The organism is Epibacterium ulvae (assembly GCF_900102795.1).
Taxonomy (GTDB): domain Bacteria; phylum Pseudomonadota; class Alphaproteobacteria; order Rhodobacterales; family Rhodobacteraceae; genus Epibacterium; species Epibacterium ulvae.
In genome coordinates this window covers 211,848-226,996 of record NZ_FMWG01000005.1, presented here as the reverse complement: position 1 = coordinate 226,996, position 15,149 = coordinate 211,848, and the positions used below count along the sequence as shown (strand labels likewise).

Genomic DNA, 15,149 nt, shown 5'->3' with positions numbered 1-15,149 from the left:
GATGCACATAGGGCCTTTGGGCTCTTTTTTTGTGCCTGCCAAAGAGTTGTCATTTCTAGGTGCGTCGCGTTGATTGATAAAGAATGTGTTTCACATGGATTTGATTGTCTTCCTGCGAATATATTACTGACAGCACGTATCTTGATGTTCTCCGTGGTGAACCCAACTATTGATCATGAAACATTTTACTCACACCACCCGACTCTCCGCTTTTTGTTTGGCAGCTGTTGTTGCAACCACTGGTGTTGCGCCTGCGGGCGAACCTGTGTTTCGCGCGATCAACAGTTATCATGTCATCCCTCTGAGTGATACTTTGATTGAAGTGATCGAGCGCCATGGCGATCCTAATCGAGAAGAATACTGGTGTGCGGTTGGTGATTATCTGCGTCGTCATCGCGTCCCCTGGAACACCAAGGTCTACGTTGCGTCTGAGATTCAACATAGTCAGGTCACCGGATCCCGTGATGCTGTCGTATTCTCGTTAGATCCAGACGCAGATGGTGTGCCGCCGCTGAAATCAAAGTCCGGCTATTCCGGTATTCTGGATGTTGGAAGCGAAAGACGCGTCAGCAATGCTTTTGCAACCTGTGGCCGGACGCCGCGCTTGCGTTTCTGAATGAGGTGAAAAAACGTGCAAACGCTTGAAATCGCAACCAATGGTCAGGGGCTCTACGAATTTACCCCTGCGTTGAGCACTTGGGTTGCACAACAGGTGGTCGAGGAGGGGATCCTGACCGTCTTTGTGCAGCACACGTCCTGTTCGTTGTTGATCCAAGAAAACGCAGACCCGGATGTGCAGGAAGACCTTTGGGCGTTTTTCTCTAGACTGGTGCCACGCACAGATGATCCGCAAATGGCTTACCTTCGCCATACCTATGAGGGGCCAGATGATATGCCTGCACATATCAAGGCCGCTATGATGCCAGTCAGCCTATCCATTCCGGTTTCTGCAGGTGCGCCGTTGCTTGGAACGTGGCAGGGGGTTTATCTTTTTGAGCACCGAGATGCAGCACATAAACGCAGAGTGGTTGTGCATCTGGCGTGACAGAAATATCCCGGTTGCAGCTAGACTGTAGCTCAAGGTTTTGCGGATCGTATTCTCCTCTACCCAAACTATAGCGGCTCCCCTATAGTTGTAGGAAGCTTTGTATTTTTATACACAAGGCAGATCTTCACATGGGTTAGGAGAGACGAGACATGCGTTGCCCATTCTGCGGAAATATCGACACACAGGTCAAAGACTCGCGCCCTGCCGAAGATCATGTTTCAATCCGCCGCCGCCGGTTCTGTCCGGCCTGTAGTGGGCGCTTTACCACATATGAACGTGTACAGCTCCGTGATCTGGTCGTGGTGAAAACCAATGGCCGCCGTGAAGATTTTGATCGCGACAAGCTGGAACGCTCAATCCGTATTTCGATGCAGAAACGTCCAGTTGAACCGGAGCGCATCGATCAAATGATTTCAGGCATTGTGCGCCGTCTTGAAAGCATGGGAGAAACGGATATCCCATCGAAAAAGATTGGTGAAATTGTTATGGAAGCGCTGGCGAGAATTGATACGGTCGCGTACGTTCGTTTTGCCAGTGTCTATAAGAATTTTCAGGCGGCGGATGACTTTGAAGAATTTGTTCATGAACTCCGCCCGGATAGCGCACCTGACCAGGACTAAGAGCCAACCGGGCGATTGCGAAAGCCAATAGTGTGACACAGTCTGATACTCGTTTTATGTCTCTTGCGCTCTCGCTGGGGCGGCGTGGGATGGGCAATTGCTGGCCTAATCCAGCTGTGGGATGTGTGATTGTGCGAGATGGGCGCATCATTGGGCGAGGCTGGACGCAACCCGGTGGACGACCACACGCAGAACCGCAGGCGCTTGCGCAAGCGGGGGAGCTTGCGCGCGGCGCAACTGTCTACGTTTCGCTAGAGCCGTGTTCTCATACTGGAAAGACACCGCCCTGCACCCAAGCTTTGATAGCGGCGGGTGTGGCGCGTGTTGTGGCGGCTATTTCGGATTGTGATCCGCGCGTTTCTGGTCGCGGGTTTCAAATGCTACGCGATGCTGGGATTGAGGTCGAGACGGGTGTTCTGGCAGATGAGGCTGCACGGGATCACGCGGGTTTCTTTTTACGGACTGAGCAGGGACGCCCCTTTGTGACCCTCAAACTTGCCAGCTCATTTGATGGGCGTATCGCGACAGGATCTGGTAAAAGCAAGTGGATTACTGGGCCTGAAGCGCGCCGCAAGGTGCATGTTATGCGATCTAATCACGATGCTGTTTTAGTTGGCGCTGGAACCGCACGGGCAGATGATCCCTCTTTGACGGTGCGTGACCTAGGAATAGATCGCCAGCCTGTTCGTATTGTCACATCGCGTCATCTAGATTTACCTTTGCTTAGCCAATTGGCGCGGACAACGCGGGATGTGCCGCTTTGGTTGTGTCATGGCGCGGGCGTCGATCCTGAACGTGTCCGGGCCTGGGAGGGGATCGGAGCTAAGTTATTGCCCTGTGCCTTGCACGGTGTGCAGCTTGACCCGGCGGATGTATTACGCCAATTGGGCGCGGCAGGGCTGACGCGTATATTCTGTGAAGGTGGTTCTGCACTTGCAGCGTCCCTTTTGGCCTTTGATCTGGTCGATGAGCTGATCGGGTTTACTGCCGGCCTTGGCATTGGGGCTGAAGGGCTGCCATCTATTGGTGCATTGGGGGTTGGTCGCCTAGAGGAAGCGCCACGGTTTAAATTGATTGAAACAACGCAAATTGGGGCAGATATAATGCATCGATGGGCGCGGCGACAGATCTAAGCCGCTTAGCGCCGCCATAGATGGGCGTAGGCTGCGAACATCCCTTGCAGCTTTGAAAGGCCTTGTAGGCGCAGGCTTGGCGGCTTGATATCACCAGAAATCAATCGCTCCACCACGACTTCAACCGGGCAGGGTAAGCCTGTTTTGGGATCAAAATACCGCGGATAGTCGATCAATGCAGCATGGGCGAGGCCAAGAAGGCCGGGACGTGCACGCCGAGTGGTTGGAACCTGTGCCAGGTCTGTGGTGAGGCCCCATCCCGCATAAAACGGTGCTCCCAAGGTGGTTACTTTTGCCCCTCGCAACAGCGCCTCAAATCCCAGCAGGGATGTCATCGTCCAGACTTCCTGCACCTGGTCCAGCAGCGCCATTGGGTCTGCGCGATGGGCGATGACATCGGCAAGATCTTCTGGCAGTGTGAGTGCCCCAGAGCGCAGGCCTGCCTCGACATCCGGGTGAGGTTTGTAAATCACAACCGCATCTGGATTTTCAGCGCGGACGCGGCGCAACAGGTCCAGATTGCTACGTGTCTTCCCGGCTCCTTTTCGTATGGAGGCATCGTCTTCGACTTGTCCCGGCACCAAGATGCGATGACCTTCGGGAAGAGGAGGGAGATCGCCGCCAAGATTATATTTTGAGACGGAATGATGCAGCAGTTGACGCACCAATCGCTCTGCACGTTGTGTCTGGTCTGCCGTCATTTCGGCGCGCGCGTGAATATAATCTTCCAGATCGCTGGTTTGCGTGGGATCATAATAGATCCCCTGCCGGTCCACGACGAGGGACATAGGCGGGTTAAGCTCTGCACCGAGCCCCTTTGATCGGATAAACCCATCTTCAACCCGATGTGCCCCTTTGGTTTCTTTAGTCGCCTTGCTCGCCCAGATCATCCAATTTTTGCCGCTCGCCTTTGCTTTTGTAGGGCTTTCCGTGAAACTGACGGGCTGATACGCGCCGAAAAAGCTTTGTAGCGGTTTGCGTTTCCATTTTCGCATTCCTGAGGCGGCCCAACCTGCACGGTCTTGGCGCCACGCCCGGACCTGTGCCTCCAGAATGTCGATTGCGCGATCTAACGTGCACAGCTCATCACGAAAGGGATCATACCATTGGGGATAGATCATCATGGACGCCGCAAACAACTGTGCGCGGGTAAGTTTACGTTGACGACGTGCGACAGGGGATTCATCTTGGGTGAGCCCCCAGCCTGCATAGAAAGGTTGCCCAAATACACGAGGGCGATGCCCGGCAAGGATCGCTTCAAATCCCAGTTGGGATGATATGGTGTATACCGCGATTGCCCCATCTAAAAGATGCCAGGGGGAGATTTGTTGATCCAGCATGCTTACACGGCCCTGTGCATCACTGGCGCTGAAATACCCAGTCGTGTTGCCGGTTTGGTTTTGGGCAGGGGTGATTATAATCCGCGCGCCGGGATGTTCTTCTTGCGCAAAGACGAGCATTTCGCGAAACCGTGCGGCTTCGCCACCGGGGATGGGGACGGAGGCTGTGACTGAGGCATCACTGAGAGGTTGATCGACAACCAAGACGTATCCGGGGTCAGGCGCGGGAACGTCTGGAGAGAAAGTACTGTGCTGACTGAGGTGTAGATCCTGCAGGCGGCCGATAGCGTTGCGCGCCTCTCGCATCATCTGGCTGTCATCTAGGGGGGACGTCGCCAGGAGCTGCTCTAGACCGCTGGGGTGACGGGGATCAAAAGGAAACCCGCTTTTGTCGAGTAATAGACCAAGCGCTGGAACCTGTGCATGTGTTGCAGGAATGGAATTTAGAAAAGGTTCTTGGATATATAAGCTGCGAGCGTTGCGATCTTGTGCAGATTTCAGCCCTTTGTCGTCACTGTGCCATAGGCCGACAAAATCGTCCTTTTCAGGGGTTCCCAGATGTAGCTCATATCCTACGCGGCTAAGGATGCGCCGGTGGGTGAACATGTTTTTATTATAACAAAACAGCCGAGACGCAGAGGCTACGGCTGTTTCAGAGGTAAAAGGGAGGCTCACAGAGCTTAGCCGCCTAGTGATGAAGTTACCGATGAAAGTGAGCCAACCGGCGTCACAAGAAGCGAAATCGCTTTGCTCCACTGCGCGTAGGGCGCTTCGGTTACATAAAGCGTATCACTGTTGCGGATGACAAAGTCACGGGCCTGAAACAATCCATTGGGTTGCGTCAGATCGAGGACATAGACCAGACGTTGGGCTCCGACGAGGTCGTCACGCCCTAGCACCTGATTGGCGATTTCTGCCGGTTCGTTGCGCAGGACAAATACACCTGTCGGATCTGACAGTGTGGAGATGAGACCTCCAACCTGTGCGATGGCTTCCAATGCTGACAGGTCACGGCTTTCAAATGGAACGCGGGCCTGTGCGCTGGTCGCACCAAGGGCTGTAAAAGAGCGTGTGTCCGCTTCGACTAGAATTTTGTCGCCCCCACGCAGCGCAATATCAAGCTGTGGGTGATCATAGATATCTTGCAGCCAGATCGTGCCTTGTTGATCACCACGAATAACGCTGATCTGGGCAATGTCGGGTTCGATGGCGACTCCACCCGCGCGGGCCAGCATAGCTGAAAGTGTGCGTGTCGGGCGTTCGATTGGGTAGATACCTTGCCCGGTTACCGCACCGTTTAGGCTAACGGTTGATCCATCCCCCGCCAGGCGTCGGACTTGTACCTGCGGATCAGGTGTCTGGCCTTCTAGATCTTTTGTAATGGTGCGTCGCAATTGATCTGGGGTATTCCCAGAGGCACGCACCCGTCCCGCATAGGGGACAAAGATATATCCCGCACTATCAACTTGTACTTCTTCTAAAAGGGTTGAGCGCTGTGCTTCGGCGGCAAACAGCCCATCATCAACGTTTTCCCAGATTGTGAGGCCAAGAACATCACCGGGCCGGATTACATCTGAAGTGATTTGATTTGCGTTGATGAAACTTTCCGAAAAACCCAATGCCGGGACAACACCAGTCGCACGTGTCACGCGATCATTCACGGATACGATAAAGGCATCTCCTTCGCGCTGCACAGAGCCTGCAAAGATTTGTCGTTTATTGGGCCCAACCTGCGGTAAGCCACAGGAAGCAAGTGTTGCAATGGCAGTGCATAGGGCAACAGAGCGGGCCCATCCAAAGGCTGTAAATTTCACTGCTCGGTCTCCTCGACCTTATTTGTTTTGCTCGATTTTAGTCAAACTCTACTGCACAGTTGCAAAAAAAACTAGACTTTGAGGGGATTAGCCGTTGTTCACGACGCGTAACTGTTGCCTTGGTGCCGCTGTGCCTTGCTGAAATGTGGCATAGGGTGAGTCTTTTACAAGCATCAGATCAACAATCTGACGCAGTAATTGGCGTCGGCCATGACGGGAATAGAAGCCACCGGGAAGCTGTGATGTTTCTAGCAAGAACCGTCTGTAATCCCGATAGGCTTGTGCATTGGGGCGCGTCGGGTTGGCAAAAAATTCCGCCAAAGGCTGACGAGAAATAAATTCAGGCTTGTCATAAACTGCACTGCCAAAAATACGCAGGGGTACACCGCGCCACAGCGCCTGTTGACCAGCCGTTGAATTCACGGTCACGGCCGTGCGCGCTTCGTCTAATAGCTGGGCCAACTTACCACCACGCACATAGTGTACACGATCAGTGATACCTAGCTTTTTAGCGATCTCTTTTACGGTTTTGCGCACAGGCACCCGCCCGTCCTCTAAAGGGTGGGCTTTGATTACCAGGTGATGATGGCCGGGTGCCCCTTTTTCAAATTCCCCGAGTACCAATTCCAGAAATTCTGTCATTGTTTCGAACGGGGAGTGTTTTTGAAATGAGCTGTCATGCTCTAGCTGGAGGAGAGCCAGATGATAGGGGAACCCTCCGTTGCGGACCCGCCAAGTTGCGATGCGGCGTTCAACCGCCTGAAGCGGCATCAAAATCAGGCGGCGGATATAAAGCCGGAATTCTTTTGCAACTGAAATGGTGCGGTGGGGGCGAAAATTCGGGTAGCGCTGATTTAGGAACATCACAAACCAGTGATAGAGCGCGCCGTAAAAGATATGGTGCCGCATATCTCCCCAATGTGCGGGGGGCAGTGCGGTTTCCATATCTGATGTGGCCAATGCATCCTGCATTTCAGGTAGGGAAAGCTGCATTAAGCGAGAGTGCCCATTTGCGCCATCACGTTCATATGTGATCCAAAATGGGCGAATATAACCTTCTTCAAAGACATGAACGGTAATACCGCGCGTCTTTGCAGCTGCGATCGCCGAGGCATGGATGGGACGTGTATCGCCATAAAGCACCAAATCAGTGATGCATTTTTCATCAAGTAGAGAGGAGATGTGTGCAGGCCAGGAATCGGGCGTTCCATTAAAGGGCAGATAGCTGACCCGATCTCTCCAGAAGGCGGCATCACCTGCGTTAAAGCCGATGCGCCAGACCTCACACCCTGCGCGTTTTAGCATCCGCCCTAATCTTGCAAAAAACGGGCCATGCGGGCCTTGTAGGAACAAAAACCGCCGAGGTTGTGAACTAGAGTTTTCCATCATGAGGCATCACGGTAGCAAAGAAGGTTGCAGAAGTCGTTAACGAAAGTTTTAGGCAACCACTACGGCAAAACTAAGGCTTTGCGCCTCTTGCCTGATTGCAAAAGGCTCGCTAGGCCTTAGAGCAGATGAAAACATGCGCCGACAAAGCGGCGCGCCTGCGAGGATTTTTTATGTTCACTGGCATTATCACAGACGTTGGTGTGATCACCGAATTGGAGCAGCAGGGTGATTTGCGGGCGCGGATCAAAACGGCGTATGACACCCAAGGGATCGATATGGGGGCCTCCATTGCTTCGGATGGGGTTTGTCTGACTGTGGTGGATCTTGGACCTGATTGGTACGATGTACAGATCTCTGCCGAGACACTTTCAAAAACCAACTTGGGACATGACGGCTGGCAGGTTGGAAAACGCGTGAATCTGGAACGCGCGTTGAAGGTTGGGGACGAACTGGGCGGGCACATCGTATCTGGTCACGTCGACGGGGTGGCGACTGTTGTTGAAATTCGCGACGAAGGCGACAGCACACGCGTGACGCTTGAAGCGCCCAAAGAGCTTGCGCGTTTTATCGCCCCAAAGGGATCCGTTGCCCTGAATGGAACCTCTTTGACAGTCAATGAAGTTGAGGGCCAGAAATTCGGCATCAATTTTATCCCGCACACAAAAGACGTGACGACTTGGGGGGAGGTCTCTGTCGGTGATCCGGTCAATCTGGAGATCGATACTTTGGCGCGGTATGTCGCGCGTTTGCAGGATACTTTGTAAGTTGTATGAAAATATCGCCTAAGAACGCGTGCCACATGCCGAAAGGCGCGTGGCTTTCCAATAAGGCCTAGCGTTGTAGAGGCAGGTTACATTTTCTGACTATGCCTTTTCTATACGTTGCCGGGCCACGAGGAAATCGGCTAAAATAAACGAAATACTTTGAAGTATTCTTTTCTTGCATAGGGAGAGTTAATCACATGAGCTTTGAAACCCCAGGGCCGGTCGAGCAAGGCCTCAGGGCGGCGATCAGCCCTATTGAAGAGATCATTGAAGAGGCTCGCCAAGGTCGCATGTTTATCCTTGTGGATCATGAGGATCGCGAGAATGAAGGTGATCTGGTGATCCCTGCCGAATTTGCGGATGCAGACGCGATCAACTTTATGGCGACTTACGGGCGGGGTTTGATTTGCTTGCCGATGACGCCAGAACGTGTTGACGCGCTTGAGCTGCCGATGATGGCGGTGAACAATTCTTCGCGGCACGAAACTGCGTTTACCGTCTCGATCGAAGCCCGAGAAGGCGTATCTACGGGGATCTCCGCAGGCGACCGTGCACTGACCGTGGCGGCCGCAATTGACCCTGACAAGACGAGCGCAGATATCGCAACGCCTGGTCATATCTTTCCCCTTCGCGCAAAAAGCGGCGGTGTATTGGTCCGTGCGGGGCACACAGAGGCGGCTGTTGATATTTCAAAGCTGGCTGGCCTAAATCCTTCTGGCGTGATTTGCGAGATCATGCAGGAAGATGGAACAATGGCGCGGCTTCCAGAGCTTGTGGCTTTTGGTGCAAAGCATGGGCTTAAAATCGGCACAATCAGTGATTTGATTGCTTATCGCTCACGCAATGACAATTTGATCACCGAAACCAAGCGCGAGGCAGTTGTTTCGGCCTATGGTGGTGATTGGGATATGCGAATTTTTACGGATCAGACTCACGGTATTGAACATGTGGTGTTGATCAAAGGTGATATCTCGACAGACGCACCAGTGATGGTGCGGACACACGCGCTGCATGAAGCGTCAGATTTGTTGGGCCTCGGCCCCAAACCTGCAGGTGAGCTGGCGAAAGCCATGGAAATCATCGGGCAAGAGGGGCGTGGGCTTGTTTGTCTGCTTAGAATGCCGCATTCGGCTTTGTTTGCAGCAGGAGACGAAGGGCCGCGCACGATCAAGCAAACCGGGCTTGGTGCGCAAATTCTTGCAAAACTGGGGCTTAATCAGCTGATCCTACTGACGGATTCTCCTGAAACGACTTATCTTGGTTTAGATGCTTTTGGTCTTGAGATTACTGGCACCCACCCGATTATGAAGGACGCGTAATATGGCCGGAACTGAAACCCACTATATCTTGCCCCGCCCTGAATTAGCGGCTCCGGCAAAGCTGCTGATTGTTGTCTCGCCGTATTACAAAGATATTGCCGACAATATGATTGCAGGCGCAGCGGCTGAAATCGAGGCAGCGGGTGCAACCTATGAGGTGATTGAAGTCCCCGGCGCGTTGGAGATACCAACTGCAATCGCGATCTCTGATCGCGGCTCAAACTTTGATGGTTATGTTGCGCTTGGTTGTGTGATCCGGGGGGAAACCACCCATTATGATACTGTGTGCAACGACAGCAGTCGTGCGATTCAGCTGCTGGGCCTGCAGGGGCTTTGTATCGGTAATGGGATTTTGACAGTTGAAAATCGTGCGCAGGCTGAGGTGCGTGCAGATCCGGCTGAGCAAAACAAAGGTGCCGGGGCGGCCGCTGCGGCCTTGCATCTGATTGCGCTGACGCGTAAGTGGGGCGACCAGACGAAGGGGGTTGGCTTTAAGGCCCCCTCAGAGGCCATCAAACTGGCCGCCACAGATAACGGACCCAGCACTGCATGACACCTTCAGATAGCCCCAAGAGTGCCAAGACTGGCACTGACAAACATAAGATGCGATCCGCTGCGCGGCTTTTTGCTGTGCAGGCTCTGTTCCAGATGGAGCAAAGCGACCTGACCTTTGACAAAGTCATTGTCGAATTTGAGGATCACCGATTTGGGGCTGTCTATGAAGAGGATGAAATGGCGGAAGGTGAGCCTAAGCTGTTTCGCTCTGTCGTCCGCGAGGCGGTGAACCAGCAAGCGAAGATTGACCAAATGACGGATCGGGCGCTGGTTGCAAAATGGCCTATCGCCCGAATTGACCCCACACTGCGGGCGCTTTTCCGGGCGGCTGGCGCTGAATTTGTGCTGGGAAAAACCCCACCCAAGGTCGTTATCGTGGAATTTGTCGATGTGGCAAAGGCGTTCTTTCCTGATGGGAAAGAGGCAAAGTTTGTCAATGCTGTTCTGGACCATATTGCTCGCGAAGCTTGCCCCGACGCATTTTAAATATCGCAGGTGAAGTGTTGCACAAGCAAGGGCGCGGGCTTTGGCCTGCGCTTTTTGATGTTAACGCTGCGTGTTTTGTGCTCGGTGTTCGTGCGTAAAATTCATGCAGCGATAAGAGCGGATTTTTTCCTATGTTATTGTAGAAGCACTGGACGCCTTTGATCTCCGTGTTACAGTAGAATTCGGAATTTTGGAGGATCCCATGTTTGATAAGCTGAAACAGGAAGCTGCGGATATAGCAATGCGCCTTGCATTGTCACTTGGGTTTGTAAAACTGCAGCCTGTGCAGGTTCGGCAGTCCACGAAAGGGCGGCAAGATGCACAGCGTCGTAGGGCCATGCGCTAACAGCTTATAAAGCTCAATACGTAAGCCGCTCCATTCGGGGCGGTTTTTTGTTTTCTGGAGGCGGCGGGACCACCAGGCAACCGTGCTGCTTTGATTCCCGAGGACCTGTATGTACAGGTGGGTGCCAGATAATCAGGCCAGGACCCAAACAGAGCCAGCTCCCTCGGAATTGCTTAAGGCCACTGGAATGCTGCTAATCACGTGAAGGGCAGAACCCGCCGAGGGCTTACCTAAGGCTTTGCTGATGGGCTGACAAGGGGGCAGGCTGCGATGCTTGGCTGAATTGTGTTGCGCAACGCATTGAAATGGCTGTCCCAGTTCGTTTCGAGTGCGAGAAACAGATCAAATCGGGTAGTCTCTTGACGAAGATCGTAGTGTTCTAAGCGCAGTTACGCGCGGTCGGGAACGGCCATTAGGTAGGTAGATTATTGCGTCGACTCGGATCTGCAAGGGGGCGAAAGTAAGGTTGCAGGCCTTGGGGTGTCACGCCAAGAGACTTGCAGATGTTCCATAAATGTTCACAATGCTCATATGCAAGATCAACATCTCCTCCAGCCAGGGCAATTGCTGGCACGTGGCGTGTCGCGCTGCCTTTTCAGCTTAGGATTCGCCACGCTCAAAGAATTCACTCCGACACGTGGGTTACGTGTTGATGTTATGGCGCTTGGCCCCAAAGGGCAGCTATGGGTGATCGAATGCAAATCCTGCCGGGCTGATTTTACCGGCGACCAAAAGTGGCAGGGCTATCTGGAGTGGTGTGACCGTTTTTTCTGGGCTGTTGACCTTGATTTCCCAACAGAGATACTTCCGGCAGATACAGGTCTTTTGCTGGCTGATGCATATGGTGGTGAGATTGTCACGATGGCACCTGAGGCAAAGCTTGCGCCTGCCCGGCGCAAAAAGCTGACGCAAAAATTTGCCACGGATGCGGCGCTGCGCCTTGCGCGTCTTGAGGATGAGCAGATAGGGCGCAGCAGCTGATTTTTTGCTTAGCGTGCGACGCCCCGCGCCGCTTGAGCTGCCGCGCGAATTTCATCCGCGATTTCTTCGGCCTCTTCTGGATCAAAGTCCATTGGGATTTCAATCTCACCTGCGTCAATGAACAGACGCACCATGCCATGGTCCGTTGGGCCAATCTGCAGGTTTGCTTCAAGATCACGTTCAGTATTGATGCTCATCTCTGTCTCCGCTGTCGCAAGAAAGCTGCGCCGCTGCTAGCCTGCTGCGCGCTGGATTACAAGATAGCAGCAGCACAGGCAGGAGGAAACGCGTATGGTTTTCTGTGAGTTCGAAAAAATAAAAATTTTTTGGCTTCGAGCAAAAACTTGTCTATTCTGCTCTTGCGCTTCGTCCGGTGCTCCGGTAAATCGCCCCCAGTGCCGCCTTAGCTCAGTAGGTTAGAGCGCCTGATTGTGGATCAGGAGGTCCCCCGTTCGAGCCGGGGAGGTGGTACCACTTTTCATTGCTTTTGAATGGTTAAATTATGCCGCTCAATGTTGAGCGACATGTTTTGCAATGAGTTGGTTAATTCTATGTCGAAAACTTGTGTGATTTGATGTCTGATTGGCGCGTTAAGAACCAATCAGACATTGCCTATCGGAATTAAGAGCCTGAGTGGCTCTTGTTCAAAGCTGTAATAAGAGTGTCTAGATTGTGCTGGAACATGGCCAGATAGCTTGTTGCAGGGCCACCACGTTCCGAAAGCGCGTCTGAGAACAGGCGACCGCCGATCTTGATGCCGGTTTCCTCTGCGATTTGAGAGACCAGGGCGGGGCTTGTAATGTTCTCTACAAATAGCGCGGCAGCCCCCTGAGATTTCAGCTGGTCTATCAACACAGCAAGATCACGGGCTGAAGGTTCTGCTTCGGTATCAATGCCAACCGGTGCGAGGAAAGTCAGGTCATAGGCGTCAGCAAGATATCCAAAGGCATCATGTGCGGTGACGACTGTGCGGTGCCCTGCGGGCAGTTGACCCAGCGCGGTGCGCGTTTCTGCATCTAGTGCTTCAAGCTTTGCGATGTAGCTGTCCGCATTGGTCTGCAGTTCTTCTGCATGGTCTGGCATGTTGGAGATCATCACTTGGGTGATGTTTTGCACATAGGTCACGCCGTTGAGCAATGAGTTCCAGGCATGTGGATCTGTTTCGCCCTCAACCAGAACCGGAGTGATGCCGGTTGTCGCTACGTTGACGGAAGCCTTGGTACCAGCTTCCGCGATGAGCGTGTCAGACCAGGTTTCAAAGCCAAGACCGTTCACAAAGATAATATCCGCTTCAGCCACCGCGCGTGCATCTGCCACAGAGGGTTGATAGACATGTGCGTCTGCATCAGGGCCGACGATGGTTTGTACTTTTGCTAAATCGCCAACAACTTCTTGGACCATGTCACCCAGGATTGAGAAACTCGCGACAATTTTCATGTCATGCGCGGAAGCTGGAAAGGCAGACAGTCCCAGAAGGGCGCTGGTCAGCAGGGCAGGGGTGAGTTTTGGAGTCATTGTTGAGGTCTTTCTTTCACTTGATTTGATGAGAGGGAAGGGGGTGATTTAACCGCGGATCTGCGCAGTCTTAGAGCAAATCCCATTGGGCCGAAGGCTGCGGAAAAGATGAATAAACCACCTGCGACCAGAACAATGGCAGGCCCAGATGGGGTGTCGGGAAAGACGTATGACAGTGTGAGCCCAGTCCAACAGCTAAGAAGGGTAAAGACAAAGCCAAGCAACAGCTGCTGTGTAATGGTCTTGGCCCAGTAACGTGCAGCCGTTGCGGGTAAGATCATCAGCCCCACGGCCATTAATGTGCCAAGCGTTTTGAAGGCTGCCAAAAGATTTAAAACCAAGAGCAGCATAAAGCCCTGTTCAATGAGCCAGGGGCGCGCTGTCTGGGCTTCAAAGAAAACAGGATCACATGTGCTGACAATTAAAGGGCGCAACAGTATGGCAAACAGCACTAGGGTAACGGTTGCGACGCAGCCAACCAAAAGCATGGATGCGTCGTCAATTCCTAAGATCGACCCAAACAGAAAGCTTTTAAGAGGGACAGCAGATCCTGCGGCGGACAATATGAAAATTCCTGCAGCCAAAGCGATCAGATAGAGCGAGGCAAGGCTCGCATCGCTGCGTAAGATCGTCTTTCGGGCCAGCAATGCCGTTAGAATGGCGACACCTACTCCAGCGATGAGACCACCGACCAGCAGTGAAATGACAGATAGTCCCGCGGTGACAAAACCAATGACGATGCCCGGCGTTATCGCATGTGCCATGGCCTCTCCTGCGAGAGAGAGGCGGCGTAAGACGAGAAAAGCCCCAACTGGTGTGACAGAGGCGGACAAGACTGTGGTTGCAATGAATGCGCGGCGCATGAACGCGTAGCCCCACATTTCGTTAAGAATATCAAACATGTGTTGCTCCGGTAGGGGTCTGGGCGTGGCCGCTGCGAAACATCCACGCGGCTTGGCTTTCTGACATGTATTTTTGGGCAACAAGACGCCTAGGTATGACGACATCGTCTACTGTGCCGTAGCTTGCTAAACCGCCGCCCAGTAGCAAAGCATGGCTGCAATGATCCAGAACGGATGAAAGATCATGTACCACCAGCACTATGGCACGCCCTTCGCTGCGCCAGCGGTCGATAATTGATAGCAGATGCGCCTCGGTTGTCTGGTCAACTGCGGTGAAGGGCTCATCCAGCAAGATCACCGGCGCGTCCTGTAAAATGACGCGGGCAAAGAGAGTGCGTTGTAGCTGACCTCCAGAGAGGGTGTGTAAGGGGCGGTCTGCAATGTCAGCGACACCTGCTTCGTCAAGCGCGGCCTCGACTTTTAATCGACCTGCCCGGTTGAGCCCAGACCATAAACCAAAGCCCCGCCATGCACCCATGGCGGCGAGGTCGCGCACGCGCATGGGGAACCTGCGGTCAAATTCCGTCATTTGTGCAAGGTATCCAATTTCGCGAGGACGTCCGCCGGGCCATGACAGGCGCCCGGCCAAAGGGTCGGTCAGCCCTAGTAGTAATTTTACAAAGGTGCTTTTGCCAGATCCATTGGCGCCCAGTACGGCAAGATTTGTGCCCGGATGAAGGTCTAACGAGAGTTGGCGAAACAGCGTCAGATCTGGGTAGCCCAGTGCTAGATTGCGTATTTCCAATATAGGCTGCATCAAATCACAACCCAAATTGCGACCCAAAGCAAACCTGATACCGCGATTGCAGCGGCGACAAGCATCACACTGCTCATCTCTGTAATGCAGCGATTTCGTAAAATCGCAAAGTTCTGTTTCTGGCGCATCGCCACCTCCTTCATAAGGAGGGGCATTGGAACAGGTGTTACGGCTATATTG

18 protein-coding genes and 1 tRNA gene are annotated in these 15,149 nt (G+C 53.2%); 11 read left to right on the top strand and 8 right to left on the bottom strand.

Features of this window, described 5'->3' with window-relative positions; genetic code table 11:
- Window positions 1-175: 175 nt before the first annotated feature.
- The 4 genes from BLP79_RS10005 to ribD all read left to right on the top strand — a co-directional run bounded on the left by BLP79_RS10005 (window position 176) and on the right by ribD (window position 2,801).
- A complete protein-coding gene (locus BLP79_RS10005; protein WP_090218585.1) occupies window positions 176-616 on the top strand; it encodes a hypothetical protein in 441 nt (146 codons plus the stop codon).
- 15 nt (window positions 617-631) lie between these two features.
- Entirely contained in the window at window positions 632-1,045 is a 414-nt protein-coding gene (locus BLP79_RS10000) for a secondary thiamine-phosphate synthase enzyme YjbQ (protein WP_090218584.1), read from the top strand.
- A 152-nt stretch (window positions 1,046-1,197) separates the two neighbouring features.
- Window positions 1,198-1,668, top strand: coding sequence for a transcriptional regulator NrdR (gene nrdR / locus BLP79_RS09995; RefSeq protein WP_090218582.1), 471 nt, complete (start codon window positions 1,198-1,200; stop codon window positions 1,666-1,668).
- A gap of 32 nt (window positions 1,669-1,700) precedes the next feature.
- A complete protein-coding gene (gene ribD / locus BLP79_RS09990) occupies window positions 1,701-2,801 on the top strand; it encodes a bifunctional diaminohydroxyphosphoribosylaminopyrimidine deaminase/5-amino-6-(5-phosphoribosylamino)uracil reductase RibD (protein WP_269799291.1) in 1,101 nt (366 codons plus the stop codon).
- Between the two features lie 5 nt (window positions 2,802-2,806).
- Here the strand turns inward: ribD and BLP79_RS09985 are convergent, their stop codons facing one another.
- The 3 genes from BLP79_RS09985 to BLP79_RS09975 form a co-directional block, all read right to left on the bottom strand.
- Complete coding sequence (locus BLP79_RS09985; protein WP_408607914.1) at window positions 2,807-4,816, bottom strand: capsular polysaccharide biosynthesis protein; 2,010 nt, start codon at window positions 4,814-4,816, stop codon at window positions 2,807-2,809.
- Window positions 4,817-4,821: 5 nt separating this feature from the next.
- Complete coding sequence (locus tag BLP79_RS09980) at window positions 4,822-5,955, bottom strand: polysaccharide biosynthesis/export family protein (RefSeq protein ID WP_090218578.1); 1,134 nt, start codon at window positions 5,953-5,955, stop codon at window positions 4,822-4,824.
- An 87-nt stretch (window positions 5,956-6,042) separates the two neighbouring features.
- Entirely contained in the window at window positions 6,043-7,341 is a 1,299-nt protein-coding gene (locus BLP79_RS09975) for a capsule biosynthesis protein (RefSeq protein WP_090218771.1), read from the bottom strand.
- A gap of 173 nt (window positions 7,342-7,514) precedes the next feature.
- Between BLP79_RS09975 and BLP79_RS09970 the strand changes: the two genes are divergently transcribed.
- The 6 genes from BLP79_RS09970 (at window position 7,515) to BLP79_RS09950 (ending at window position 11,795) form a co-directional block, all read left to right on the top strand.
- Window positions 7,515-8,108, top strand: a complete 594-nt coding sequence (locus BLP79_RS09970) for a riboflavin synthase (RefSeq protein ID WP_090218769.1) — start codon at window positions 7,515-7,517, stop codon at window positions 8,106-8,108.
- Between the two features lie 197 nt (window positions 8,109-8,305).
- Window positions 8,306-9,427, top strand: a complete 1,122-nt coding sequence (gene ribB / locus BLP79_RS09965; RefSeq protein WP_090218577.1) for a 3,4-dihydroxy-2-butanone-4-phosphate synthase — start codon at window positions 8,306-8,308, stop codon at window positions 9,425-9,427.
- Window position 9,428: 1 nt separating this feature from the next.
- Window positions 9,429-9,980 (top strand): 6,7-dimethyl-8-ribityllumazine synthase, encoded by a 552-nt coding sequence (locus tag BLP79_RS09960; RefSeq protein WP_090218575.1) that lies wholly within the window; start codon window positions 9,429-9,431, stop codon window positions 9,978-9,980.
- Window positions 9,977-10,468: a transcription antitermination factor NusB gene (gene nusB, locus BLP79_RS09955; protein ID WP_090218573.1), complete on the top strand. Its 492-nt coding sequence runs from the start codon at window positions 9,977-9,979 to the stop codon at window positions 10,466-10,468. The genes BLP79_RS09960 and nusB overlap by 4 nt, the downstream gene beginning before the upstream one ends.
- A 202-nt stretch (window positions 10,469-10,670) precedes the next feature.
- Window positions 10,671-10,814, top strand: coding sequence for a hypothetical protein (locus BLP79_RS19700; RefSeq protein WP_157843931.1), 144 nt, complete (start codon window positions 10,671-10,673; stop codon window positions 10,812-10,814).
- 531 nt (window positions 10,815-11,345) lie between these two features.
- Window positions 11,346-11,795: an MmcB family DNA repair protein gene (locus BLP79_RS09950; protein ID WP_090218572.1), complete on the top strand. Its 450-nt coding sequence runs from the start codon at window positions 11,346-11,348 to the stop codon at window positions 11,793-11,795.
- Window positions 11,796-11,803: 8 nt separating this feature from the next.
- Here BLP79_RS09950 and BLP79_RS09945 read toward each other — a convergent pair whose 3' ends face one another.
- A complete protein-coding gene (locus tag BLP79_RS09945; protein ID WP_090218570.1) occupies window positions 11,804-11,992 on the bottom strand; it encodes a DUF6324 family protein in 189 nt (62 codons plus the stop codon).
- Between the two features lie 200 nt (window positions 11,993-12,192).
- Here BLP79_RS09945 and BLP79_RS09940 point away from each other — a divergent pair.
- Window positions 12,193-12,269 (top strand) — tRNA-His (locus tag BLP79_RS09940).
- Between the two features lie 147 nt (window positions 12,270-12,416).
- On the opposite strand, the gene BLP79_RS09935 is transcribed toward BLP79_RS09940, so the two are convergent.
- Genes BLP79_RS09935 through BLP79_RS20175 form a run of 4 tightly spaced genes read right to left on the bottom strand, consistent with a single transcriptional unit; the run spans window position 12,417 to window position 15,097 of the window.
- Window positions 12,417-13,310 carry a metal ABC transporter solute-binding protein, Zn/Mn family gene (locus BLP79_RS09935; protein WP_090218568.1) on the bottom strand — a complete coding sequence of 298 codons (894 nt, stop codon included), beginning with the start codon at window positions 13,308-13,310 and terminating at the stop codon, window positions 12,417-12,419.
- The gene (locus BLP79_RS09930) at window positions 13,307-14,212 is read right to left on the bottom strand and encodes a metal ABC transporter permease (protein WP_211477630.1); all 906 of its coding nucleotides are present in this window, start codon (window positions 14,210-14,212) and stop codon (window positions 13,307-13,309) included. The genes BLP79_RS09935 and BLP79_RS09930 overlap by 4 nt, the downstream gene beginning before the upstream one ends.
- Window positions 14,205-14,969 (bottom strand): metal ABC transporter ATP-binding protein, encoded by a 765-nt coding sequence (locus BLP79_RS09925; RefSeq protein ID WP_090218567.1) that lies wholly within the window; start codon window positions 14,967-14,969, stop codon window positions 14,205-14,207. The genes BLP79_RS09930 and BLP79_RS09925 overlap by 8 nt, the downstream gene beginning before the upstream one ends.
- Complete coding sequence (locus tag BLP79_RS20175; protein WP_269799292.1) at window positions 14,969-15,097, bottom strand: hypothetical protein; 129 nt, start codon at window positions 15,095-15,097, stop codon at window positions 14,969-14,971. The genes BLP79_RS09925 and BLP79_RS20175 overlap by 1 nt, the downstream gene beginning before the upstream one ends.
- Between the last annotated feature and the right edge of the window lie 52 nt (window positions 15,098-15,149).